This window comes from Streptomyces sp. NPDC055966 (assembly GCF_042269865.1).
In the GTDB taxonomy this organism is placed as follows: domain Bacteria; phylum Actinomycetota; class Actinomycetes; order Streptomycetales; family Streptomycetaceae; genus Streptomyces.
The window spans coordinates 24,752-48,309 of sequence record NZ_JBHJYK010000030.1; the positions used below are offsets into that span (position 1 = coordinate 24,752).

23 protein-coding genes and 2 pseudogenes are annotated in these 23,558 nt (G+C 68.8%); 9 read left to right on the forward strand and 16 right to left on the reverse strand.

Translation table 11 applies throughout. The features are described from left to right. Nucleotides 1-299 precede the first annotated feature (299 nt). Nucleotides 300-707: an SsgA family sporulation/cell division regulator gene (locus ACFC8N_RS42110; RefSeq protein WP_356039756.1), complete on the forward strand. Its 408-nt coding sequence runs from the start codon at nucleotides 300-302 to the stop codon at nucleotides 705-707. Nucleotides 708-816: 109 nt separating this feature from the next. Here ACFC8N_RS42110 and ACFC8N_RS42115 read toward each other — a convergent pair whose 3' ends face one another. Next, nucleotides 817-1,521 carry a TetR/AcrR family transcriptional regulator gene (locus ACFC8N_RS42115; RefSeq protein WP_376294877.1) on the reverse strand — a complete coding sequence of 235 codons (705 nt, stop codon included), beginning with the start codon at nucleotides 1,519-1,521 and terminating at the stop codon, nucleotides 817-819. 554 nt (nucleotides 1,522-2,075) lie between these two features. On the opposite strand from ACFC8N_RS42115, the gene ACFC8N_RS42120 reads away from it, so the two are divergent. The 3 genes from ACFC8N_RS42120 to ACFC8N_RS42130 all read left to right on the forward strand — a co-directional run bounded on the left by ACFC8N_RS42120 (nucleotide 2,076) and on the right by ACFC8N_RS42130 (nucleotide 4,635). Further along, nucleotides 2,076-3,251, forward strand: coding sequence for an aromatic acid exporter family protein (locus ACFC8N_RS42120; RefSeq protein WP_376294879.1), 1,176 nt, complete (start codon nucleotides 2,076-2,078; stop codon nucleotides 3,249-3,251). 127 nt (nucleotides 3,252-3,378) lie between these two features. Then, on the forward strand, nucleotides 3,379-3,621 hold the full coding sequence (locus ACFC8N_RS42125; RefSeq protein WP_376294882.1) for a hypothetical protein: 243 nt from the start codon (nucleotides 3,379-3,381) through the stop codon (nucleotides 3,619-3,621). Between the two features lie 18 nt (nucleotides 3,622-3,639). After that, nucleotides 3,640-4,635: a transposase gene (locus tag ACFC8N_RS42130; RefSeq protein WP_376294884.1), complete on the forward strand. Its 996-nt coding sequence runs from the start codon at nucleotides 3,640-3,642 to the stop codon at nucleotides 4,633-4,635. Between the two features lie 33 nt (nucleotides 4,636-4,668). Here ACFC8N_RS42130 and ACFC8N_RS42135 read toward each other — a convergent pair whose 3' ends face one another. The 10 genes from ACFC8N_RS42135 to ACFC8N_RS42180 form a co-directional block, all read right to left on the reverse strand. Then, nucleotides 4,669-4,950 carry a PhzF family phenazine biosynthesis isomerase gene (locus ACFC8N_RS42135; RefSeq protein ID WP_356039746.1) on the reverse strand — a complete coding sequence of 94 codons (282 nt, stop codon included), beginning with the start codon at nucleotides 4,948-4,950 and terminating at the stop codon, nucleotides 4,669-4,671. 200 nt (nucleotides 4,951-5,150) lie between these two features. Then, nucleotides 5,151-6,770, reverse strand: a complete 1,620-nt coding sequence (locus tag ACFC8N_RS42140; protein WP_376294887.1) for an amidohydrolase — start codon at nucleotides 6,768-6,770, stop codon at nucleotides 5,151-5,153. Nucleotides 6,771-7,135: 365 nt separating this feature from the next. After that, the gene (locus ACFC8N_RS42145; RefSeq protein ID WP_376294890.1) at nucleotides 7,136-7,876 is read right to left on the reverse strand and encodes an SDR family NAD(P)-dependent oxidoreductase; all 741 of its coding nucleotides are present in this window, start codon (nucleotides 7,874-7,876) and stop codon (nucleotides 7,136-7,138) included. 455 nt (nucleotides 7,877-8,331) lie between these two features. Beyond that, on the reverse strand, nucleotides 8,332-8,922 hold the full coding sequence (locus tag ACFC8N_RS42150) for a carboxylesterase family protein (protein ID WP_376294893.1): 591 nt from the start codon (nucleotides 8,920-8,922) through the stop codon (nucleotides 8,332-8,334). Beyond that, a complete protein-coding gene (locus tag ACFC8N_RS42155; protein WP_376294896.1) occupies nucleotides 8,904-9,143 on the reverse strand; it encodes a hypothetical protein in 240 nt (79 codons plus the stop codon). Before ACFC8N_RS42155 ends, ACFC8N_RS42150 begins: the two co-directional genes overlap by 19 nt. Nucleotides 9,144-9,610: 467 nt before the next feature. Then, nucleotides 9,611-10,435: a vanadium-dependent haloperoxidase gene (locus tag ACFC8N_RS42160; protein ID WP_376294897.1), complete on the reverse strand. Its 825-nt coding sequence runs from the start codon at nucleotides 10,433-10,435 to the stop codon at nucleotides 9,611-9,613. Then, nucleotides 10,338-11,246 carry a hypothetical protein gene (locus tag ACFC8N_RS42165; protein ID WP_376294900.1) on the reverse strand — a complete coding sequence of 303 codons (909 nt, stop codon included), beginning with the start codon at nucleotides 11,244-11,246 and terminating at the stop codon, nucleotides 10,338-10,340. Before ACFC8N_RS42165 ends, ACFC8N_RS42160 begins: the two co-directional genes overlap by 98 nt. 286 nt (nucleotides 11,247-11,532) lie before the next feature. Continuing rightward, nucleotides 11,533-11,961, reverse strand: coding sequence for an ATP-binding protein (locus ACFC8N_RS42170; RefSeq protein WP_376294902.1), 429 nt, complete (start codon nucleotides 11,959-11,961; stop codon nucleotides 11,533-11,535). Nucleotides 11,962-12,904: 943 nt separating this feature from the next. Beyond that, a complete protein-coding gene (locus ACFC8N_RS42175; protein ID WP_356038256.1) occupies nucleotides 12,905-13,696 on the reverse strand; it encodes a zf-HC2 domain-containing protein in 792 nt (263 codons plus the stop codon). Nucleotides 13,697-13,721: 25 nt separating this feature from the next. Beyond that, nucleotides 13,722-14,324: a sigma-70 family RNA polymerase sigma factor gene (locus ACFC8N_RS42180; RefSeq protein WP_376294905.1), complete on the reverse strand. Its 603-nt coding sequence runs from the start codon at nucleotides 14,322-14,324 to the stop codon at nucleotides 13,722-13,724. A gap of 1,009 nt (nucleotides 14,325-15,333) precedes the next feature. Between ACFC8N_RS42180 and ACFC8N_RS42185 the strand changes: the two genes are divergently transcribed. From ACFC8N_RS42185 to ACFC8N_RS42195, 3 genes are all read left to right on the forward strand, one after another. After that, the gene (locus ACFC8N_RS42185; protein WP_356038260.1) at nucleotides 15,334-15,630 is read left to right on the forward strand and encodes a plastocyanin/azurin family copper-binding protein; all 297 of its coding nucleotides are present in this window, start codon (nucleotides 15,334-15,336) and stop codon (nucleotides 15,628-15,630) included. A 68-nt stretch (nucleotides 15,631-15,698) separates the two neighbouring features. Beyond that, nucleotides 15,699-16,628: a metallophosphoesterase gene (locus ACFC8N_RS42190; protein WP_356038262.1), complete on the forward strand. Its 930-nt coding sequence runs from the start codon at nucleotides 15,699-15,701 to the stop codon at nucleotides 16,626-16,628. Beyond that, nucleotides 16,625-17,080, forward strand: coding sequence for a hypothetical protein (locus ACFC8N_RS42195; RefSeq protein ID WP_376294907.1), 456 nt, complete (start codon nucleotides 16,625-16,627; stop codon nucleotides 17,078-17,080). The genes ACFC8N_RS42190 and ACFC8N_RS42195 overlap by 4 nt, the downstream gene beginning before the upstream one ends. A gap of 98 nt (nucleotides 17,081-17,178) precedes the next feature. Here the strand turns inward: ACFC8N_RS42195 and ACFC8N_RS42200 are convergent, their stop codons facing one another. Next, the gene (locus ACFC8N_RS42200; RefSeq protein WP_376294910.1) at nucleotides 17,179-18,336 is read right to left on the reverse strand and encodes an IS110 family transposase; all 1,158 of its coding nucleotides are present in this window, start codon (nucleotides 18,334-18,336) and stop codon (nucleotides 17,179-17,181) included. 205 nt (nucleotides 18,337-18,541) lie between these two features. Between ACFC8N_RS42200 and ACFC8N_RS42205 the strand changes: the two are divergent. Further along, nucleotides 18,542-18,934 (forward strand): annotated as a pseudogene (locus ACFC8N_RS42205) (transposase); the annotation flags it as partial. A 21-nt stretch (nucleotides 18,935-18,955) separates the two neighbouring features. Here the strand turns inward: ACFC8N_RS42205 and ACFC8N_RS42210 are convergent. Genes ACFC8N_RS42210 through ACFC8N_RS42220 form a run of 3 tightly spaced genes read right to left on the reverse strand, consistent with a single transcriptional unit; the run spans nucleotide 18,956 to nucleotide 21,487 of the window. Next, nucleotides 18,956-19,552 carry a cysteine hydrolase gene (locus ACFC8N_RS42210; protein WP_356038266.1) on the reverse strand — a complete coding sequence of 199 codons (597 nt, stop codon included), beginning with the start codon at nucleotides 19,550-19,552 and terminating at the stop codon, nucleotides 18,956-18,958. Between the two features lie 52 nt (nucleotides 19,553-19,604). Continuing rightward, entirely contained in the window at nucleotides 19,605-21,020 is a 1,416-nt protein-coding gene (locus ACFC8N_RS42215) for an MFS transporter (RefSeq protein WP_376294912.1), read from the reverse strand. Further along, nucleotides 21,017-21,487 carry a MarR family transcriptional regulator gene (locus tag ACFC8N_RS42220; RefSeq protein ID WP_356038270.1) on the reverse strand — a complete coding sequence of 157 codons (471 nt, stop codon included), beginning with the start codon at nucleotides 21,485-21,487 and terminating at the stop codon, nucleotides 21,017-21,019. Before ACFC8N_RS42220 ends, ACFC8N_RS42215 begins: the two co-directional genes overlap by 4 nt. 593 nt (nucleotides 21,488-22,080) lie before the next feature. On the opposite strand from ACFC8N_RS42220, the gene ACFC8N_RS42225 reads away from it, so the two are divergent. Further along, nucleotides 22,081-22,452, forward strand: a complete 372-nt coding sequence (locus ACFC8N_RS42225; RefSeq protein WP_376294915.1) for a nuclear transport factor 2 family protein — start codon at nucleotides 22,081-22,083, stop codon at nucleotides 22,450-22,452. 35 nt (nucleotides 22,453-22,487) lie between these two features. Here the strand turns inward: ACFC8N_RS42225 and ACFC8N_RS42230 are convergent. Beyond that, nucleotides 22,488-23,558: pseudogene (locus ACFC8N_RS42230) on the reverse strand (lactonase family protein).

Below are 23,558 nucleotides of genomic sequence, written 5' to 3' on the forward strand. Positions count from 1 at the left end.
GGGGCGCCCCTGCAAACCGGTGTGTTTTTCCGCCGCCCAACCGTGGGGCGGGGGGTCGTGGGGTGGGGGCCCAAAAACCCGACCGCTCGCCGAGCCGATTTCGGACCTGGTCCGATGACATCGCTTCCTGGCCGAACGAGGCCACCACACAGGACCCGCGTGCACTGCTCCCGTCTTCCGACGCCACTGGTTGGACCGACGGTGCCGCTACATCCCGGTGCCTCGAAGCACGCGGGGAGCGATCACAGTGCCGGGCGCGCGGGATGCGGGAGTGAGAGACAGTGAGATCGCTCAGAACCGTGGCGTACGAGCTGCCCGTGCAGCTTGTGGTGTCCCACGACCTGTCGGTGCCGATGTGTGCGGCACTGCGGTACGAGGCGGATGACCCCTATGCCGTCCGTGCCGTGTTCGCCTCCCCTCTGAGCCAGAGTCAAACGGTCGAGTGGTTCTTCAGCCGCGACATGCTGACTCAGGCTCTGAGCGAGCACACCGGGCACGGTGACGTGCGCATGCGGCCGGCGGTCGACTCGGGACGGGACGTGGTGTTCGTCGAACTCCGTTCGCCCTCGGGATCGGCCCTGCTCGAGTTCCCCGCGCAGAGCGTGGAATCCTTCCTGCGCGAGACGCGGTCCGTGGTGCCGCCGGGGGCCGAATCCAGCCGGCTCGACCTGGACGCCGAACTGGCACAGTTGCTGGCGGAAAACTGAACACCTCCCCTGGATCGTGACGCCCCAGCGGGTCTCAGCGAGCCCGATGCCGACGACGGCACCGGGCTCGCCGTGCGTTCTGCTGCCCGGCGACCTCACCTGCCGCGGCTCACGCCTCCTCGCCGCACTCGCGGCATTCCTCTTCGGGGCACTCGAGAGTGGTGAGGGTCTGGTCGACCTGCTGGGCGGTCAGCGGCGGCTCCGGCAGCTCGTGGGCACACTGAGCGCGGAAGGCGTCGAGCAGCAGGTGAAGGTGCCGGCGCCAGGCGTTGGGGGCGACGGCACGTGTGGCCTGGATGATCCCGGCCTGGGACCAGATCACGAAAGCAAGGTCTTCCGGTGTGACATCGTCACGGAGGACACCCTGTTCCTGGGCGTTACGGAAGATCTGAGCGCCCCGTTCTTTCGCACGCTCAAACATCCCCCTGCCGAGCGCATGGAGGGGCAGACGGGCCGAGACCAGGTCGTTGAAGGCGCAGTCAGAGGCCTGTAGTTCACAGAGCTTTTCCAGGTAGTGGCAGAACCCTTCCCAGGCGTCGTCCATGGCCGCGGCCTCTTCAGCCGCGGCCAGCAGCTCCGTGAACTTCGCGGTGAAAAGCTCTTCGACCAGGTCGAGCCTGCGGGGAAAGTGCCGGTAGAGCGTCCCGATCGCGACGCCTGCCTCGCGGGCAACGCCCTCCAGGGAAGCATCCAGCCCCTGCTCGGCAAAGGCCCTGCGGGCGGCGGCCACGATCGCATCCCTGTTGCGCTGCGCGTCGCGGCGCAGCGGCTTGGCCGGCGCCTGGGGCGCGGGCAGGACGTGCTCGTGTCTCATCCATGCAATCTAACATGAGGGGCCCCTCGAATTCAGGATGTGACCCCTCTCACGGCACGGACGGAGTGCGATCGGTCCAGGAGTCGATCTCGGGCCGCACAGCGCCTCATCCGGGACCGGAAGACACCGACAGCCGGGAAATGAGCCGGCGCGCCCAGGACGCAATCCAGGCACACCCAGGGCACGCCGGAGACGTGGCGGACACACACGTACGAGGGCCCCACCAGCCACTTCCTCACAGCCCCTCCCCCGGAGCGGACTCCACGGCCCCAAACCGCGCCTGCGGCTCACGGCGCACGCCCGGGGAGCCGGTCAGCCCTCGGCGGCCAGGCCCGGCCAGCCGCCGGCCGCCTTCGCCGCCACACGCACCGCCGTAACCCGAGCCGACTCTGTGAAGCGCGCCACTGAAGATAAGGACCAAATATGACATTCTCCGCCATATGGATCATATTCTCCTTGGCTGGCGACACAGACGCGCAGCAGTCATACCGCGGGTCTGGACGGCAGTATCGCGACGGATCAGTGCGACCCGTGCGAGCAAGGATGATCACCTCATGCATCATGGCGTGAAAAGCCTGATCGCGGCAGTGCTCACGTGGCAGCTCATCGCCCTGTGGCTACCGGGGCAGCAACAGTTCCTGGGCGTCGCCGCTGCACTGGTCATGGTCAATGCGTCCACGGTGTACAGCTCAGTGGTCCATGCCGTGCGCCGGGTGGCGATCCAGGTGTCAGGAGTGTCCCTGGCTGTCGTGGCTGCCTGGCTGCTGGGGGCCACCTCGGGAGCCATCGTGGCTGTCCTGACGGTGGTACTCCTCACCGGCGGCCGCCGTAACGGCGAGGACCGGCTCCAAGTCGCATCGACTGCGGTGATCACGCTGACGGCTGCCGCCGCGGCTCCGATGGGACATGTGGTCTTCCCGGCGGTCTCCACCCTCGCCGGCGCCGCGGTGGGAGTTGCGGTGAACGCCTTGGTCCTCCCACCCACATACCTCAGCCAGTCTGATGCCGCCGTGCGCAGTCTGGCGCGCTGCACGGGCACGCTCCTGCGGGACATGGGCCGCTCCTTGGGGGAAGGGCGGTCGCCGAGCCACGCGCACATCTGGCTGGAGAGGGCACGAGACCTGGAGCAGCAAACCGCGGACGCTCGTGAGGAGGTGCAGAAGGGAGCTGAGAGCCTGCGCTGGAACGCCCGGACAACCGCGCGCCGACAGCACATGTCCCCGGTCCACGAATACATCTTGGAAGTTCTCCACACGGCGTCGTTCCAGGTGCGCGGCATCGCCAGGACCCTGGCCGACAACGTCGACCACGACGCGGACCATGGCGTGAAGCGGGGCTTCGCCGTTCGATACGGGGAGGCACTTGAGTTGGCAGGACAGGTGTTCCTCACGTACGCCGCTGTCGGGATGGCGGCCTGTTCGGCGCCAACCGATGCCCGAGAGCAGTTGCGCACAGCGATCCAGCGCATGCTGGCCTGGCACGCAACGCTGACCGATCTCATCGAGCGGGGGGCATGGGGCAAGCTGGACGCCTGGCATGTCTATGGATCGCTGATCACCGATGTCGAGCGTCTTCTCACCGACCTGGACAACAGCATCAAGCCGCCTCAAGACACACACGCGGCCGCAACCGCCGACGTTCGTGGTGCGGACTCGACGATCCGCTCGACCATCTTGCGTGGCGTGCGTCCCGCACCCCACTCGGCCCAGTGTGAGTGCAAAGTCGGGTGATGTCGGAGCGGTGCCGGTCAGCCGAGTCCGAGGAGGGTCAGTGGCCGCCTCACCGCAGACCGCGGTGGTGAAGGCCGGAGGCAGGCAGCGTACAGACTCCACCCGCGTGTTGGCGGCAGTGCGCGACTTGAACAGGCTGGAACTGGCCGGGGAGACACTGCGGACCACGCTGGAGGCGCTGGCCTGCGCGGCCCCGGACTGGCTGACCCAGGCGGTGTCCGTTCGGGAATGGGCCGAACGCAACGGCCCGCGGACTCACTCCTGGCATCCGCCGGCCTCCGCGAGCAAGCGCGAGGAGATGGCCCTGGTCTACGGACGGGACGGGTTCGCGCTGCTGGAGGCGGTGCATGCCCCTGACGCCCCGGCTTGACTGCGCGAACTCCCGGCGGTGCAGGTCCTGCGCGCGATGTGGGTGCAGAACTACCACCGCACCGTGTCCGAAGCCGGAGCGGAGGTGAAGCGGCGGGAGAGCAAGGACCTCCCGCCCGGCAGACTGCGGCTGGCCTCTCCGTACGACACCGACGCCCGCTACGGCCTCAAACAGGGCTCCTGGTGGACCGGCTACAAGATCCACATCAGCGAGTCCTGCGATGATCCCGATGACCAGGACCCGGCTGCCGACGGCCAGGCGCTGATCCCCGGAGCCGATGGACCGTCGCCGCGCTTGATCACCGGCATCGCGACCACCGACGCCACAGTGACCGACGCGGAAATGACCGAACCGGTCCATCACATGCTCGCCGCCCGCGATCTCCTGCCCGCCGAGCACTTCCTCGACTCCGGTTACGCCTCCGCCGAGTTGATCGTGGGCGTCAAGAAGAACTTCGGGGTCACCCTGGTCACCCCGGTCCTGATGAACAGCTCACCCCAGGCACGTGCTGGCGCCGGTTTCGACCGCACCGCGTTCACCATCGACTGGGACAAGCGGCAGGCCACCTGCCCACGCGGGGACGCCAGCACCTGGTGGAGCCCCGCCACCCTGCGCGGCACCAAGGCCATCGTCATCAAGTTCGACAAGGAGACATGCCGTCCCTGCCCGGTGCGCGACCAGTGCACCCGCTCGAAGACCGGCGGCCGGACTCTCTCCCTCCAGCCCCGCGAGGTTCAAGAAGTCCTCGACCATGCCCGCCTCCAGCAGGGCGACGAGCAGTGGCGAGCCAAGTACGGAACCCGCGCGGGCATCGAGGGAACCATCCACCAGGCCGTCGCGGTCACCGGGATGAGACGTGCCCGCTACCTCGGTCTCCAGAAGACCCACCTGGAGCACGTATTCTCCGCCGTTGCTCTCAACCTCATTCGCCTCGATGCCTGGTGGAACGGCCACCCGCTCGACCGCACCCGCGTCAGTCACCTTGCCCGCCTCAAGCTCTCCCTCGCCGCGTGACCGAATAGGCCAGCAGGATCGGTGACAGGGCTCTTACCGCCACCCCATCCAGGCGCGGGCGGAGCCGAGAGTAGGGTGCCCGGCGAACGGCAGCTCGCCTGCCGGGGTGAAGATCCGCAGCAGGTAGTCCGCCTCGGGGGTGGTGGAGGGCAGCACGAACGTGGTCTCGGAAAGGTTCGTCCAGCGCGCCAGGCGCTGCATCTCCTCATCGCTCAGGCCGGTCCCATCCAGGAGCACCTCGACCGGATTGCCGCTGTAGGGGATCGTGGAGAACACGTCGACCTGTGCGAACCAGCGAGTGCCCGGCGTGGTCATCGAGGGCCTCCCGGTAGCGGCTTCAGCGGATTCTGCGCGTCTCGCACACGGCGGAAGCAGGTGGGTTCATCCAACGGGCACGCGCGCGGTCAGGACAGGGCCACTGACCACAAAGTGGACTGATCACCACGGGCAGTTGGCAACCGCGGGCGCTTGTGCCCGCGGTAGCCAAGGGTTCGGGGCCGACGCCCGATCCCCGCTTATCGGATTCCGGTGGGGGCGACCAGGCGTCCGCCGACGAAGGTGTGGGTGGGGTGGAGGTCGCGCAGGGCATCGCCGGGGCAATGGGCGGGCTCTTGGTCCCAGATCGTGAAGTCAGCCCAGCGGCCCGCGGTCAAGGTGCCGCGCAGATGGGACTCGCCCGTGAGGTGGGCCGCCCGGGTGGTGTGCAGGGTGAGGGCCTCGTTGTAGCTGATCGCGTGCTCGGGTCCCTTGACGCCGATGACCGTCTGCCTCGTGGTCATGCCCCACACCGAGCGCATCGCGCCGAACTGGCCGACCGGGAAGTCGGAACCCGCGCTGACCTGGGCGCCCAGGTCGATCCAGCCGCGGGCCGGAAAGAGGCGGGCGACGCGTTCCGGGCCCCAGAAGCCCTCCTCGACCTCGGCGGTGTCGTGCAGCAGGGGCTGCTGGATGGTGACGGGGATGCCGAAAGCGACGGCGCGGGCGCGCTGCTCGGGGCCGGCGAGGCCACCGTGCTCCATGACCAGGCTGCCGGCGGGCAGGCCGGGGTTGCGCTGCAGGACGCGTTCGTAGACGTCGAGGAGGGTGCGGACCGCGCGGTCGCCGTAGGCGTGCGTGCCGACCCGCCAGCCGCGCCGGACCACCGCCTCGACCGCCTCGACCAGCGCGTCCGGCTCCCAGATCAGCATCCCGGAGAAGGAGTGGTCACAGGCGTACGGCTCCTCGGTGGCGCCGGCCTCCAGGCCGCCGTCGAGGCCGAACTTCACGCCCCACACGGACAGGTATGGGTCGGAGTTGTCGCGCCACTCCTCCATGGTGTCGAGGAGGTCCTCCACCTGGGCCGCGCTGGTCATGCCGAGCGCCGAGATCAGTGCGCGCACCCTGATGTGCAGCGCGCCCGCCTCGCGGGCGGCTTGGAGCACCCGGTAGTCCTCGGGGGTGACCGCGCAGTCCCGCACGGTACCGATGCCGGTGGCGGCATAGTCGCGGGTGGCGATGCGGAGTCCTTCGATGCGCTCGGCCCGGTCAGGGGCTGGGACCAGGCGCTCCACCAGGTGCAGGGCGTTGTCGATCAGCCGGCCGTCCAGCTTGCCGTCGGCGTCACGGCCGATGGTGCCCCCGGGCGGTACGGGGGTGTCCTCGGTGATGCCCGCGAGGCGCAGCGCGTAGCTGTTGACGACGTCGTTGTGGCCGCCGCGCTTGACCAGAACCGGGTGCCGCTCGGTGGCCGTGTCGAGTTCGGGCGCGGTGGGCATGCGGCGCTCGGCCAGGTTGAGTTCCTGCCAGTTGGTGGTGGTGCGGATCCACTCGCCCTCGGGGGTGGCCCCGGCCCGCTGCCGGATCAGGTCGAGGAACTCGGGGATGGTGCGGGCCTGGTGGACGGGGACGTCCTGGGCGCCGAGCGCGGCGAAGATCAGGTGGGTGTGGGTGTCGTCGAAGGCGGGCAGCACGGTCGCGCCGGGCAGGTCGCGGACCTCGGTCTTCTCCGTGACCAGGTAGTCGAGGCCGTGCGGGTCGGCGGACACGGCCGCGATCCGGTCGCCGCGCACCGCCAGGGCCCGCTGCGGGACCTGGCCGGGCACCAGGGTGTGCACCGCGCCGGCGCGGATCAGCAGGTCGGCTCCGTGATCAGACATCGTCTTCTCCCTCAGCTCGCAGCGTTTCGAAGGTGTCGCTGACGAGACTGTTGTAGAAGCCGTTCGGCAATTCGCCGCCATATCTGGATCGACGGCGCAGGAAACACGCCATGCGTGCACCCTGATATGCGGATCATGCGCCAACTTCGATCGGGACGGACGCAGGAGCGCAGCCGCTCCGCTCGCATCGCCCCGTGGTCCCTGAGGCGGGGCGGTCCGGCCGGGGGCTGCGCGGACGCACCGCCGTACGTCGCGTCCGCGTCAACTGCTCACGCCAGGATCAGAAACAGCTTCTTTGCGGGTCGAGGCAGACATCGTGGGCACGGGCGTCGGGTTTGGCATATCCATCGCGGCCCAGCCCAAAGTCATCCGATCGCGAGCTGTCCGCCGCGTGCCTCGAGAACCGCGCCGGTGATGTAGCTGGCGCGGGACGAAACAAGGAACAGAACCGCTTCCGCGATTTCTTCAGGGTCTGCGACCCGCCCCAGTACGGTGGTTCGCCCGATCGCCTGGAGGGTTTCACCTCCCATCTCCTCCGTCCCGGGGGTATGGACAGGGCCCGGAGCCACGGCGTTCACGCGGACGCCCTGGGCGCCGAACTCGTCAGCCCATACTCGTGTGAGAAGTTCGAGTGCAGCTTTGGAGGCCCCGTAAGCACCCGATTCCCGCACCGGCGTAGTAGCCGCCGCTGTACTCACATTCACGATGACGCCACGCCCCCGCGCAGCCATTCCCGGAGCGAGGGCACCGACCAGGAGCATCGGCGCGCGTGAGTTGACGGCCATCTGAGCGTCGAACATCTCGGCGGTGGTGTCCGGCGTACTGGCGAACCGGTAGATACCGGCGTTGTTGATCAGAACGTCCACCTCGCCTGCTTCAGCGGCAAGACGCAGGACATCTTCAGAGCTATTCAGATCCGCAGCAACGAATCGAGCCTTCCCGCCTGCGGCAGCGATCTCTTTGACGGTCTCCGCACCCCGCTGCTCGTCCCGCCCGTGGACGATGACCGAGGCTCCCGACGCTGCCAGGCGCAGGGCCACGGCCCGGCCGATGCCGGCGGTAGCGCCGGTGACAAGAGCGGTGGATCCGTCCAGTTCTGCAGGCATGAAAAGCTCCTCCAAGCCGGGAGGAACGACATGCTGTCGGTTGTTCCTCGTGTAACTGATGATCCTGATGGTTCACGCCATGGCGACGACGGACCCACGCCGGACCGATCGTTGATCATGGTCCGGCCCGAGGCCGTGACCCACGCGGTCTTGGGAGGCCGGCGAGCTCGCCTTCGCTGATCACGTCCGCGGGCGACTGGAACGCGCCGTACTGCCGCCGGGGGGTGGAGGCGCCCCCGCTGTCCGGCGTGCCAATGCCCCGGCCCTGACTGTGACGCAGACTTCCGGGTACCCGACCGGCGAGCGTGACGGCCCCGCTCGGGCGCCTCGCACGGCTGCTCGACGTCCCGCCGGAACTCGCCCATAGCAGTCCGGCATACGGCTGTCGGGCGACGGCCATGGGGCCGGGCGGCGTGTGTGCGCACCAGGCACTCGGTGCGGCTGCGAGCCTCGCTTCACGTCCGCAGACGTCGGCGGTGCATCGGGCACGTGTCCCGTGACCATGGGGCTTCAGCTTGCCAGTGGTAAGTGGAGGAGGAATGCGCTGTGTGCTGCGGCCAGGGGGTGTCGGTGGTGGGGGTGCCGGTGCGGATGAAGCCGAGCCAGGCGGGGCACACACGGCGGCCGAGGGATTCGATGTCCTGCGGGCGGGCGCCGGCGAGCATGGGGGCGTCGGCCCAGTCGACGTCGGTGCCGAAGAGGAAGCGCAGTTCGATGCAGTGGGCGGCGCCGAAGACGGAGTCGGGGGCGGCGGCGTCGAACCGGTAGGCCCATACGCGGGCGCCCTCACTGAGCTGTACGGCCGGCTTACGGGAGGGACGGGCGAAGGCGAACTCCCTCGCGGCGTGTTCCACGCCGTCAGCGGCGAGCGCGGAGCCCGGGACGGGGACCTCGCGCACCCGGCGCGGCACCGGGTTCATGGCGTGGAAGGCGACCATCTCCCGTTCGGTGATGCCGATGGTGACGTCCAGGCCGGGTGCCCGGCGGGTGACAACTTCGGTCCAGGCTGCGCGGTCCGGGAGCGGGCCTACGCCCGCGACCGGCACGAACGGTGGACGGAGTTGAGCCCGAGCCTGACGGCGGCCTCTCGGGCGACGGCGCTCTGGGCGCCCAGGATGTCCGACACCGGGGCGTCGCGCGGATTCGTGTCGAGCCGGGAGAGGAAACGCTCGGCGGCGCGTTTGGCGTGGTCGGCCTCGCCGAGGCTCAGCCCTGCCGGGGTGCTGTTCACGATGGCACCGTGGAACAGGCCTTCGGTCCCGGGCATGCCCAGCAGGCACTGCGCGCCTTGGGCGCTCGCGGGACTGCCGGCCAGGGTGACATGGCCGGTGTGCCCCGCCGAACGAGGCGATGTCGTCCCGCACCCACCGCAGCGCCGCCAGCTGCTCGGAGACGCCGAGGTTGCCTTCGGGGATCCCCGGGGAGTGCAGACAGCCGAAGCGCCGAGCCGGTAGTCGATCGAGACGACGATCATGTGACATGGGCGAGCCCGCGCTCAGCGACCTGGGGCGACCGGGTGGGTCCGACCACGACAGTCATTCAGTCAATGCGTCGCGGTGACAGGAAGCCAGGACTTCCTGTGGGCAGACATCCGGCCTGCCGGCCGGCAGCTGCGGGCCCTCGGCGCGGAGGATGGCCGCCCTCTGAGCGTGGCCCGAGCCAGTGGTACCCGATGCACCGGGACCACTGGCTTCTCGGCCCTACCATGTCCATGGTTGTAGCGTGGCGGTGCGGTCAGAGCCGACCTGCCACGAAGTCGGCCACCTGGGTGCCGAGTTGCTGGCCCGCGTGGTTGTCGAGGGAGGTGTGCTGACCGGACCAGATCCGGCTGAGCCACGCTTCGGTGGCGGCGTCCTGGAAGCCGGCGAAGGTTCGAGTGACGCCCTTCGAGGTCACCGCGAAATGATGCCGCGCCCCGTAGAGTCCGGCGAGCGTCGTTGCCGCAGCCTGGCTGAGAGCGCCGTGAGCGCCGGGATAGGACGGATCCGGTGCGGTCGGCAGCAGAGGGGTCCAGCTGGGATCGCCGACGATGCTCGGGTTGTAGTGCGTACCGCCGAGCCGGATGGCGGTCACGGGCCGCCAGAGGTGGTAGACATACTTGGCGTCGTACATCGCGATCGCGGTGTCGGCGAGGGACAGGTCGAGCCGTGCGAAGACCTTCACCGCCTTTTCCAGGTTCGCGTTCTGGGAGGTGACGAGGTTCTGCGCGATCTGGTTCCAGACGTTCCATACGGGTGCCGCCGCCCAGAACTTCGCGGCTGCCGTCTGATCGGGAGTGCGGGTGGTGCTGGTCTTGCTCCCCAGGCTCTTGACCTCGTTCAAGGCGGTGGCGTACGCGGCGCCGCTCACAGCGAGCGGCGGTGCCGGGCGGAACTGGCGTCCGCTCGTCAGCACGAACGGCTTGAGCGAGCCCCAGTTGGTGAACACCGGTGTCGGGAAGTTGGGCGGGGTGGGCCGGTAGTCACCGGCCTTGTCGCCGGGGCGGAACCGCGGTGGCTTGGCTGAGGACCCGTCGTTGGACCGCAGGCTGATCAGTCGGCGGGCGACCTCGGCTCCCACACCAATGCCCGCCTGCTTGCCCGGGCCACTCGGAATCGCGGACAGCTGGCTGCTCAGCCGCCTGGTCCACGCCTGCGCGCTTGGCCGGGTACAGGGCGACCAGCACATCGTGGGCTGCCTGGTCCGCTGCGGCATCCGCACGAGCGCCTCCTGGCGCCGACACCGAGAACACGTAGGCGGGGCCGGCCCGGGTGATCGATACCACGGCGTCGTACTCGGCGGCCTGGAGGAGCGCGAAGCTGCGCGTGGGCTGGACGGTGGACGGCTGCGCCTTCGGATCGCTGAGGATGGTGATGAGCTCACGGTTCCACTCCACGACCGACATCCCCGACCTCGTCGCGGCCGTGCGCAGGGCTGGCGAGTGAGCGGTGGTGGACCCGAAGGCCGGGCCGGCGAGTCCGGCTGCCAGCGCGGCTCCGGCGAGTATGGCGAGTGTCTTCTGCTTTCCACCCATGTTCTGTAGCTCCTTGTCGCTGGTGGCGGGCTGTGACAACTGGCGGTCATGCGCGTGGCTCGTCTGTGTCGGCCACGCGAGCGTGATGGTGTCGGGGCGGTGCGGGCCGGCAGCCAGGACGAGATGGCGGCGGTCGTGGAGGACGAGTTGCTCGGCGGGTTCTGCGGCAGCTGCGACGGGGCCGGGGTCCTCCAGGGCCCTGCGATCCATGAGGACCTTCCGGCGTAGCAGCCAGGCGCGTTCGGCTCCGGGGGCCAGCACTTGGTGCATCTCGCGGCGCAGATCTGGCGCATGCGTATATGCCTCGTGCGGGGGCGGGGCGTCGATGCCCTTGCCGCTGTTCGGGGTGACGTCCACGCTCACACCTCCGCCGGTACGCAGGGGCCGGCGCCGCAGCGTTGACACAGCACCGTGTCGTGGTGGGGGCCGCCGCGATCGAGTGCCGATGGGCGGGCCGCGGACCGCATGGGCACCTGGGCCGGCCCCGGGCAGCCGTCGATGGGACACGGCTTGTGGGTCGCGAAGGACCACTCGGCGGGGGTGTCGGGTGGCCCTTCGCCGCGGCCGCCCCCTGTGGTCCGTCGCTGTGCTGCAGTGCCGGCCCCGGCGGGGGGTCGCAGCTCGTGCGGAGCGTCCGGCCCGGTCATGGCGAGCACCTCAGGCAGGCGCGGACTTCGCGGCCGCTGCGTGTCTGGCGAATCTCGGTCGACTGGGCAAGGAACTGGACGATGCCGGTGCCACGGCCGTGTTCGTCGGAGGCGATGCCAGGGCGATGACGCTCCACGGCCGCGCCGGAGTCGGTGACCACGATGTGCAGAGTTTCGTGGTCGAGGGCGAGCAGCAGGGTCATGCGCTCATGGCCGTACTGGGCAGCGTTGGCGGCGAGTTCGTCGACGATGAGAATGGCGGAGTCCCGCTCACCCGCGGGCACACTCCAGGTCTCCAGCAAATCGGCTGCGAAGTGACGAGCGGCGGAGACGTGCGCCTCCTGCGCCGGCAGGGTGAGCAGTGCATGGCGGCGACAGGGCCGGCCGAGCAGTGCAGTCGGGCTGGGGGAATCGGTCACGAACATGGTCTTCTGGCTCTTCTGTCGATGTGCGGAGACCGGAACGGGGTGACCGCAAGCAATTCGGGGGTGGTCGGTAGGCCGGATCCTGATCCTGCGTGGGCGCGCTCAATCAGTTCCACGGACGACACATGCCGGATGGTTCGAGCTTTTTGCCTTTTTCGTTCCGATTCCTGCGAGTCATGTCAATGTCGGCGCCTGTCTGGGCTCAGCTGCCTCTGTCCAGAGCACGCTGTTGCGCGGCCGGACTGGGCACCGGCAGCTCGGTCCCCTCGCCCGTGGTCTTCCGGACGACCCCGTGGAAGCGTCGCGCCGTAGACAGGGACGGACGTCCGTGCGTGCATTTCGGCTGGATCGCGGTCCTCCGCGTGCAGACGTGATGGATCCTCTTCTCCGGGTTGTACGGACTTCGGGAAAAGAAGAGTCGTGCGCGCCCCGTCGGCCCGCTCATGCATGAAGTCAGCTGCGGACTGGGCCGGTTCGACGGAGCGGGGGCGAGAGTGACCAGGGCCCGGAAACCGTCGGCGCGTCGCGAGAGGGGCCAGGGTGTCGGTTTTCGCCTCCTCCGGCGGAAGCGAAGATGTATGCCGCCGCCCCCCCTTTTCGCACGGCCGTGCCCGACCGTGTACGCGGCCGGCACCCAGGGGGCCCGGCGCGGGATGGCCGACCGGCCCCTGCGGAGGTCGCGTGACGGAAGCAGGCCAGTGCCCCACGACACCTCTTCCATGACCATCAGCTGGACGTCCTGTGCGCGGCCCTCCAGCTCGGTTCACCGGTCTTGAGGCGGCCCGGTGCTTGTCGAATGATCGGGGTCCCTCGCCGCGGAGCGCCCGGCCTTTCGAAGGCGACGTCGTCTTGGCCTCTTGTGCCACCAATCCTCACGCCCTGCTGCTGCCGTCATGTCACTGGGCGACCGGCCGCCCAGTGACATGACCGCCATGATCTGGCCTCACGCTCGGATGGTGACCAGCTTCTGACCGTTGCCTGCGAGGATCTCGAAGTGCTCGATGGCTCCCGGAGCCATGGCGACCGCTCCTGGGATCGTGGTGCCGGGAGGGTACTCGCCTGCCCGCCAGGTAGCGCCGTCCGTCCTGGCCCCGCCGGGCCCGACCGCCTGCAGCCGACAGGTGATTCCGGCGGGTGCCCCTCCTGCGGAGATCTGCAGGACACTGCCCCAGGCAGAGGGCGAGACCTTCACTGAGGCGGAGACGCCGGTGGTGGGATCGCTCCCGGAGAAGGTGCGCCAGACGGTCGGCGCGGTCGGCCCGGGCGGCCTCGCCTGACTGCCCACGGATCCGATGGCCGCCAGCCATGTGCCACCGGCCGCTGCCGCGATGAACGTCAGCGAGACTGCAGCGCCGGCCAGTTGCAGACGCCAAGACCTGCGGCGCCTGGCCGCAGCCTGCTGGAGCAGTCTCTCCAGCACACCCCCCTCTGGGGTCTTCGACACCGCGGGCGCGGCGGGCCGTTCGGGCAGCGGGGAGCCCTGCACGCTTTCGGCTGCCCGTGCCATCAGCCGGTCGGTCAGGTCCGATTCGGCCGCCGGCACCGTCTGGCCCGAGGCTTCGGCTTCGGTCACCGTCGCCAGCAGCGCAGGCAATCCCGCCAGCTGGGCGTGTTCGGCCCGGCATTCGGTGCATGCCGCGAGGTGGATGCGCACCTGTTCCATTTCCGCCGAGGGCAGCGTGCCCAAGACGTAACCTCCCAGCGTCAGCCGGAGGGCGTCGTGCTCCGCGGTCATGGTCGCCGCCTCCTGCCCGCCACGGTCATGGCTCGATCCCCCGTTCCTGCAGCGCCAGCCGCAGGGCGTGCAGGGCGTAGTACGTCCGCGACTTCACTGTGCCCAGCGGGATGCCCAGCACCTGTGCGGCCTCCGCCATGGTCCGGCCCCGGTAGTAGGTCTCCAGCAGGACGGCGCGATGGTCCAGGGGCAGTGACCGGACGGCTTCGGCAACCGCCCAGCTCTGGAGCGCCTGCTCGATCTCGTCCTTGCCCGGCTTCTGCTCGGCGACTCGCTCCAGCACATCGCCGCCGGCCTCGGCCGGCCTGGACTGCCGGGCCCGGTGGGCATCGATGACCAGGTGTCGAGCGACCGTACACAGCCATGCCCGGGCCGGGCCGCGTCCGGGGTCGAACGCGGCGGGATGCTGCCACGCTCGCAGCAGTGTCTCCTGTACCACGTCCTCTGCCCATTGCCAGTCTCCTGAGGTCAGTCGCAGCACGTAGTGGAACAGGGCTCCTGCGTGCTCCGCGTACAGAGCGCGCAGCAGTTCCTCATCTGCGGTCGAGAGGGTCCCTCTATCAGAGACACGGTGCGCGGAGCGATCCGGATCGGTCCTTGAACCACGCTTTCGCAGACTCCAGGGCATAAGACGATCATCAGGCATATGCGTCGCTTTGTCCTGTACGAGCAGCTCCGTGCCGGTCACACACTGTGAGTGCTACAGGCGGTACGCCCTTGCGACGTTACGGCCTCGCCATGATCAAGCATGCGCGGATCCGGGGTCGGCTGAACTGCAGCGATCCCATGAAGTCCCATAAAAGGTGCGTATCCATCGAACCGCAGGAGCCACGCCGTCCGTGGAGGCGAACAAGAACCGGCTTACGCGCAACTCCTCATCGCTTCCCCTACGGCAAGGGATGGAACAGGGGTGACCGAAATGCACCACGCGACGCACGCGCTCTCGCCACCCGCCCCGCTCCCCTGCCCCCGTGCATCGAAGCCGGTGCCGCTCTGTAGCCCCGACCGATGTCCAGCACACACCACGTCGATAGCGCTACGCACAGTGATCGGCGGCTGTGCGGCGACCAGGGCAGAGCCCCATCCGGGCCAGTGTGCGCATCACCCGTATGGGCGACGCCGACCTGCCCCGAGTCGCTCGCGGCTGCCTGCTCGAGGGAACTGCCGCGTGCCGCCTTCATCTTCGTGGCGTGGCAGGGCGGATGCGCAGCGCGGAGCACCTCGAGGCGGGCAGTCGGCACGGGGCAGCACCCAGGCTCGCTCGCTGAGTTCGTGAGGGGCGCGTGCCCATGAACGCGGCATCCACCACATCTCTGCGGTTGCGTGCGCCCGAGCCGGCGCAGTTCCCGTCTCCGCCTGATCAGTGAGGAACGGACATCATGTACGTGAACCTTCGCCCACCAACTCGGCGATCCCGTGCTGCGGCCGGGCTGGCCGTCGCCACCATCGCCACTGCCGGTGCACTGGGGCTCCTCATCTCATGCGGCCAGTCGTCGCATTCCTCGTCCGCCGGGGCCGTCGCCATCACACCCGGTCCGGGTCAGCACCAGGCGGCCGGAACGCCCGGGGCCACGGGGTCGGGGAAAACGGCGAACGCCGCTCCCGGCGCCTCCCCGATGCCCAGCATGAGCATGCCCATGAGTACCTCGAGCGCGGGCGCGGCGGCTGCGCCGGTGACCGGGAATGCCGTCGCGATCAAGAACTTCGCATTCTCCCCGACCACGCTGAAGGTCAGAGCGGGCACGACGGTGACATGGACGAACCAGGACACCGACGCCCACACCGTCACCAGCGCCGCATCGGCCGGTCCCCTGCACTCGGCCGCCCTGACCACCCACGCCACCTACAGCTACACGTTCACCAAACCCGGCACCTACGCCTACCTCTGCACCATCCATCCGTTCATGACCGCCACCGTGGAGGTGACCCGATGACCGACTACTACGACCGTCACGACGGTACACCGGCCGACGACGCCGGTCGGCCCGAAACGGAACACGGTATGACTCGGCGTCAACTCATGCGGCACGCGGGGTGGTTCGGCGGCGCGGTGGTGCTGACTGTGGCCAGCGGAGAGGTGATCAGTCACATCGCGGACTCCCGGGACACCAACGCCGGGGCTGCCGCCAGGGCCGTCGCAGTGGGAAGCGGCGCGCTGCGGTTCGTGCAGGTCTCCGACAGCCATATCGGGTTCCAGGGCCCGGCGAACATGGACGTGGCCGGTTCGTTCAACGAAGCGATCAACCAGGTCAACTCACTCGGATTCAGACCGGACTTCGTCATGCACAGCGGCGACCTGACCCACCTGTCCACGGCCGGGCAGTTCGACCAGGTCAAGCAGATGATGACCGGAATGAAGACAGACCGCGTCTTCACCGTACCGGGCGAGCACGACTCCATCGGCGATGCGGGCCGTGCCTACCGGCGGACCTTCGGCATGGGCACGCTCGGCGACGGCTGGTACAGCTTCGACACCCACGGCGTGCACTTCATCGCCCTGGTCAACACCCTGAGCCTGGAGAAACTCGGGCACCTCGGCAACGCGCAGATCGACTTCGTACGCAAGGACCTGGCGGGACTGCCATCGGACACCCCCGTCGTGGTCTTTAGCCACATCCCACTGTTCGCCATGTACCCGAAGTGGGGCTGGAGCACCGACGACGCCCTCAAGGTCATCGCACTCCTGCGCCGCTTCTCCTCCGTCACCTGTCTCAATGGGCACGTACACCAGCTGTTCACCAAGACAGAGGGCAACATCACCTTCCACTCCGCCACCACCACCGCCTACCCGCTGCCCAAGCCGGGCCGCGCCCCCGCCCCCACGCCCCAGGTCGTCCCCGCCCGGCAGCTCAGAGACGCACTCGGCATCCGCAGCGTCGGCTACCGCCAAGGCGACCGCGAACTGGCCGTCAAGGACCAGAGGCTGGCATGAGCACTCAAAGATTCCTCGCCCCCACCCTGCGGGCGGCGACCGCCGCAACGCTCGCCGCGGGCGGATACATCCACGCCCAGCTCTACATCGACGGGTACCGCTTCATCCACATCATTGGCCCCCTGTTCCTGCTCCAGGCCAGCGCGTCCTTCGCCCTCGCTGCCCTGCTGCTGATCGGGACACCGCCCCTGCTGCTGAGGATCTCCGAGGCAGGCGTCGCGCTCGGCGCCCTCGGCGGCTTCACCGCTTCGCGCACCGTTGGCGTGTTCGGATTCACCGAGCGCGGTCTGCAACCGGCACCACAAGCCGTCCTCAGCCTCCTCGCCGAAACCGGCACGCTTCTGCTCCTCGCCATCTGGCAAGTGAGCGCGACCGGACAACGCCGCGCTGCCCGACCGCCCCTCAGTACACCCATCCGGAACCGATCCATCACCCGTACACCACCCAACTGAACCACCACCACGACGGGTCACGTCCGCTTGCTCCTATGTCAAGCAGCTGCTGCCCGGTGTCTCACGACGACTCGGCCGCTGATTAGCGCCTCTGTGTGTCAAGCTGTGGTTGCGAGATGGACGCGATGGTCTCGCTTCATGATCCGGTAGACGACGTTGGAGAGGCGTCGCTTCAAGGCACGGCGAGCCTCGGCAGGCGTCTTGCCTTCTGCGATCTTGCGCAGGTAGTAGTCCTGGCCGCGGCCGGGACTGCGGATCTGGCAGACCGCGATGATGTGGAGTGCCGAGTTCAGGGCACGGTTTCCGCCGGTGTTGAGCCGGTGCCGGACGTTCTTCCCGCTGGAGGCGTCCAACGGTGCCGCCCCGACGTAGCTGGCAAAGTGGTGCTCGGTCGGGAAGCGGCCGATGTCTCCGATGTGGCCGAGGACTCTCGCGGCGAGCACGGTGCCCAGGCCTGGCAGCGAGGTCAGCGTGGTCCGGGACGCGGCCAAGGCATCGCGCATCTGAGCCTCGTTCTCCTTGACCTGCCGGTCCAGCCTACGGAGGTCGGCCAAGAGGTCGCGGGCTATGTCGCGGCGGCAGTTGTCGGTGGCGGTTATCGGGCGGATGCCCTTCATGAGCGTGGCGGCCTTGTCCGCCGACAGGCCGATTGGGGCTCCGCCGGGCAGCAGGTCGCGCAGGACGGCGTGGAGGCGGTTGGTGGTGCGGGTTCGCTCGTTGACCAGGTCGTCATGACGGTCTGTGAGCAATCGGAGGATGGTGGACTGGTCCTCCGGGATGACCTTGCGCAGGTCCTGCCGGAAGAGCGCGACCTGGGCGACGTGCAGGGCGTCGGCGGGGTCGGTCTTGCGGTCCCCTCCGGTGGCCAGCAGGCGTGCGCGAGCAGACAGGGTGGAGGGGACGTCCACGACGTCCTCGCCCGCGGCAGCCAGTTGCTGGGCGAGGGTGCGGCCCAGCCCGCTGGCGCCTTCGACGGCGAAGCGGCGCTCGGGCCACTGCTCGCACCAGCGCATCAGCTGCGTGAAGGTGCCGGCATTGACGACGAAGCGCCGCTGGCCGGTCTTGTGGCCTGCGGCATCGATGGCGACGGCGGTGTGAGAAGACTTGTGGGGGTCGATCCCGATCGTGATCACGCGCATCCCGGCCTGTACTCGAAGTGGCGAAGTATGCGGTGGGCACCCTGACTTGAAGTAGCGGTCACACACGTTCATGCCTCTGTCGAGCCACACCGCGCGGGTGCCGGACGGCGGCGGCACGCTAATCATGAGCCAGCCCACAAGGGCGGCAAGGAGCTATGCGAGCCCGTGCCGACCGGCACCCTGGACGCTACGGCTGCAGACCGTGCGTCTGGGGTCGATTCAACAAGTCAGGAGCTGCGACCGCCTTCGAGTGGATCGCTGAGTAGGACCGCGCCGGCGAGGTCGTCCGGGAGAACAGCGCATCGTGCGACCGGAGGAACTGGTGGTCCAGATCTGGGCGGGTACGGACATCGGCGAGACCCATCACCATTGCGTGGTTCTGAACGCGGAGGGCGAACGACTGCTGTCGCGGCGTGTCCTGAACCACGAGCCGGAGCTGCTGGCCCTGCTCGCCGACGTACTTGCCCTCGATGTGGATGTGGTCTTGGCGGTCGACGTCGCCGATGGCATGGCCGTCTTGTGGATCAGCGTGCTGCTCAACCACGGCCAGCGCCTCGTCTACATGCCCGGCCTGGCCGTCAACCGGGCCTCGGCCGGCTACCGGGGCATGGGCAGGACCGACGCCGAGGACGCCACCGTCATCGCCGATCAGACATACGCCCGGATGCGTCGCGACCTGACGGTCCTGCGGTCGGACGACGAACAAGCCATCGAGGGCGAAGGCGGTGGCTCGATGTCAGTCCCGCTTCATCAGCGCGCGCAGTCCCTCGGTGTCGACGAGGTGGGCGCGGGAGGGGAACACCTTGTCCAGCAGGATGCGGTGGACGTCTTGGTCGCGGTCGGCGACGCCGTCGGTCAGGACGTACACGCGGTAGTCGCGGTCGGCGGCGTCGATAAGTGTGGACAGGACGACGCCGCTGGTGCTGATGCCGGCCAGGATCAGCGTGTCGATGCCGCGGGAGGAGAGCTGTTCGTAGAGATCGGTGGTGGAGCCGGCCCCGTAGCGGATCTTGCGGACGACGATGTCGCCGTCCTCGGGGGTCAGGCGGTCGTGGATCCGGGTGATGTCGTCCTCGTGATGCATACCGCGGGCCGCGGCTACCGCGCTGAACGACTTGTTCGTTTCGGGAATCGCCGCCCAGTCCTCCTCGGTGAAGGCGACGCGGACGTGGCCGATGGTGCCGCCCGCGGCGCGGAAGTCGGCGATTGCATCTGCGACCCGGTCGACGAGCGCGTCAGCGTCGGGAGCGAGAGGAACGATGCCGTTCTGAAAGTCCATGGCCAGCAGGGCGGTCCGCTTGGCTATCGGGGCGGGGAGGACGGGGGTGGTCATGTGCGGTGCTCCTTGCGGATGTTGAGCCGGGGTTCGGGAAGGGGCGCATCGGTCAGGATGTTGTGACGCGGCGCATGAGGCGGCGGTCGAGCACGGTCAGGAGAAGGACGGCGACACCCGCCACCACCAGGACGAGGCCGAGGGAATGCAGACCCTGGTCACTTGCGCCGTCGCGGAAGACGATGCCGCCGATCACGGACGACGTGATGGTGCCGAGGTAGCCGAAGGTGCGGAACAGGCCGGAGGCGGTGCCGATCTGGTCGGCGGGCGCCGCTTGATAGAGCGCTGTCTGGTTGCCGACGGTCGTGGTCGCGCTGGTGACGCCGAAGACGAGCGAGACCAGCACGAGCGCGATGACCGGGCTGCCGGCGTCGAGCAGCATGATGCCGGCCGATCCGAGCAGCATGCTCAGTGCGGAGGCGATAACCGGTCCACGGACCAGGTTGCGGCGGGCGAGTGGCCGGGAGAGCAGGGCGGAAACGGCTCCCATCGGCAGCAGCATCAGGCCCGTCTCCAGGGTGGACAGACCGTAGGCGGCTTCCATCCACTGGGTCAGGCCGAACATCATCGAGTAGACGCCGAGCAGAGTGAGGGCCTGGCGCAGGTAGGTGCGGGCCAGGGCGCCGTTGGAGGCCAGGCCCCGCAGGTCAAAGAAGGGCGCAGAGCGGCGCAACTCCCACCAGGCGGTGAAGGCCGCGGCCACGAGGAAGACAATCAGAGCAGCCCACGTGACGTGCGGCAGGGGCATCAGGAAGACGACCAGAGAAGTCATCGTGGTGGCATAGCCGATGATGCCGAACAGGTCGATTCGCGCGGCGATCTGACGCAATCCGCTCTGCGCGGCCTCGCGCTGCGGGTCCTTGGGCAGCCACAGGACCATCACCAAGGCGATCAGCGTGACCGGGATGTTGATGAGGAAGGCCCAGCGCCAGCCGGCCGCTCCCACGAGGAGTCCGCCGATGGGCGGACCGATCGCTGCGGTGGCCATGCCGGCGATGGCGAGCCCGCCGAGCACCCCGCCCGGTGGCTGGTCCAGTCCGGCCTGTTCGGCGCGGCGCCGGATCATGACCATGGCGCAGGGAAACGCGGCCGATGTGCCCAGCCCGATCAGCACGCGGGCGACCGTGAGCATCGCCAGATTCTGGCCCAGACTGCCGATGACACCGCCGAGCAGCACGAGCACGATCCCGGCGAGGAAGACACGCCGGGCGCCGAGGACCTCGGCGAGCTTGCCGGCTGTCGGTTGGGCAACAGCGCTGGCGAGGTAGAGGGAGGAGACCAGTACGGCCGTGGCGCCCACCGCCACGTTCAGCTCGGTCGCGATGGGGACCAGCGCTGTGGCGATGATGGAGCTGTTGATCGGGTTGAGACTGGCACCCACGTACAGCGGCGTGGTGAAGGTCCAGGTAAAGGGATTGCGGATGGCACCGGTCGATATCGAGTCGACCTCGGCAGTGCCGGTTCTCATATGGCGGCCTCGTTCAAGTCGGCGTCGGCGAGCCGCTCGAGCAGCTCGATCGCCTTGTCCATGTCCTTGCGTTCGTGCGGAGCGACGACCTGGTCGATGGCGCGTGCCAGATAGGCGGCGCGCCCCGTGAGCAGCTTGTCGATCAGCTCCGTCGCGGAGTCGTCGGCGCTCATCAGCTTTTTGCGGCCGTCCTTCGGGTCCGCCTCGCTATGCACCAGGCCCGCGGCCTTCAGTACGGCGAGGCTTTGGGCGATGGCCTGCCCGCTGACGTGTTCGATCGACGAGAGTCGGGCGGCGGTGACCGGGCCCTCGCGGACCACGCTCGCCAGCACGCCGAGCTGTGTGGCGCTCAGCCCGGTCGCATACTGGCCCGACTCCGTACGCATCCGCGCACGAAGCCGCTTGATCGCGTCGTTCAGGCGCTGTGCGGTCGCGGTCGACTCCTGCGACTCGGGGCTCTTGTTCATGCCTCCACCATAAAACTACCCAAGTAACTTGTCAAAGTTACTTGGGTAGTTTTATGTGCTGCTTCGATCGCCACAAGGCAGGAGGTCGTTCACCTGCCAGCCGAACGACCGAGGAGGGGCACCACGCGGGGCTCCGTGGCGGCTCTCGTAGGCATCCACCGAGGGGGAGCGACTCACTCGCCATGCAGCGGATCGACATCGATGTCCGCCTCGGCTGGCCACCGGTGGCCAGCCTCCCTGTTCGCCGGGGGGCCAGGCGCCGAGGCGTCCGCTTCGGAGGATCCTCAGCTGCCCGTCTGCTGCATAGCGCTGATGTCGTGCCCGGTGAGCAGCGTGGTGAGGATGCCAGTCAGACGGGGTTCGACGTCGACGATGAAGTGGGACAGTTGCGTGCCCGGCCATGGCTCCCAGCGCAGGTGGACACGGGGCGTCCGGCTGGCGTGACACGGCCGCGACGCCGTCACCCGGCTTCCCGAGGTCGCCCACACCCAGCATGTCGCCAACGTGGCCAACGTCAGCAGCTACGTCACCATAGAGACGCTACCCGCCGGAATCCCGTGATCCTGCGGCAGACGTGATCAGAAGGAGTGTTCATGCCCCACAACGTTGCCGACCTGATGCGCCGCAACCTCCTCGATGTGTTCAACGAGCCGGATCCGGAGCGGCGCAGCGCGGCCATCGCCCAGACCTACGCCGAGGACGTCGTGTGGCACGAACCCGACCGTGTCGTCCGCGGCCGCGCGGCCCTCGCCGAGCGTGCGACGGAGCTGCGTGCGCAGGCCCCGGACTGGACCTTCCGCGCCGATGGCCCCGTCTCCGTCACCGACGACCTCGGCCACCTGGGCTTCCGGTACGGTCCGGCCGACCAACCGCCCGTGGTCACCGGGATGGACATCGCCCACTGCAAGGACGGTGCCATCATCGAGCTATACACCCTTGTCACCGGATCCCCTCAGCCCTCCTGAGTGCGCCTGTCAGTCCTGGAAGCACAGCGCCATCATCAGAGGAGAGCGACGGGCACGGAAGTCGTCCGGCCGGTGGGCTCCAGCTCGCCCGTCTCGGGGTCGACGGCGAACCGAGCGATGTTGTCGGCCGTGCTGTTGTTGACGTAGAGCCGTCGTCCGCCGGGGTCGATGACGAAGCTGGTCGGACCGCTCACGCCCTGGCCGGTGTGACCGACGACGGAGAGCGTCCCGGTGGGCCGGTCGATCCGGTAGCCGGTGATGGTCTGTGAGCCGCGGTTGGAGGCGTAGAGGAAGTCACCCGACGGGTGGACGGCGATCTCGGCGCCGCTGGACGGGCCCGGGTAGCCGGGTGGTGCGGTCGCGACGGTCTGCAGGATCTCCTGGACCGTCCCCGTCGTGGCGTCTTAGGCGAACACCGTGATGGTCGCGTCGAGTTCGCCGATCACGTACAGAGTGCTGCCGTCGTCGGTGAAGGCGAGGTGGCGGAGTCCGGTGCCGGGCGGCAGGGACGCCCGGCTGACCGGTTCGAGGCGGCCGTCCGTGAGCCGGAGGATCCGTACCTGGTCGATGCCGAGATCGGCGGTGGCGAGGAACCGGCCGCCCGGGTCGAAGACGACGGCGTGCGGGTGCGCCGAGTCCTGGCGTGGGTGCGGCCCGCTGCCGGTGTTCTGCAGCGGGCCGCTCACGGGACCGAGCCGCCCGTCCTCGCCGACGGGGAGCACGACGTACGCGCCGCCGTAGTAGTGCGCCACCACCACATGGCGTCCGTCCGGAGCGACCGCGAGATGGGCGCAGCCTCTGTCGTACAGCGACACCCGGTTGAGGAAGTCCAGGGTGCCGGTGCCCGGATCGATGGCGAAGGCGTCCACCGCGCCCACGCGACGCGTCTCGCCGTCCTCCAGCGAGTAACAGGCATACAGGAAGCGACGGGACGGGGCGACCGCGATCCAGACCGGGCTCGCGCCGGCGACCTGCTGCACCGGTGTCAGCGCGCCGGTGGACGCATCGACCCGGTACACGTACAGACCGATCCCGTCCGGGACGCCTTCGGCGGAACTGTTCGCGTACGAGGCGACATACGCGTACGCCGTGGATGTGCGGGCCAC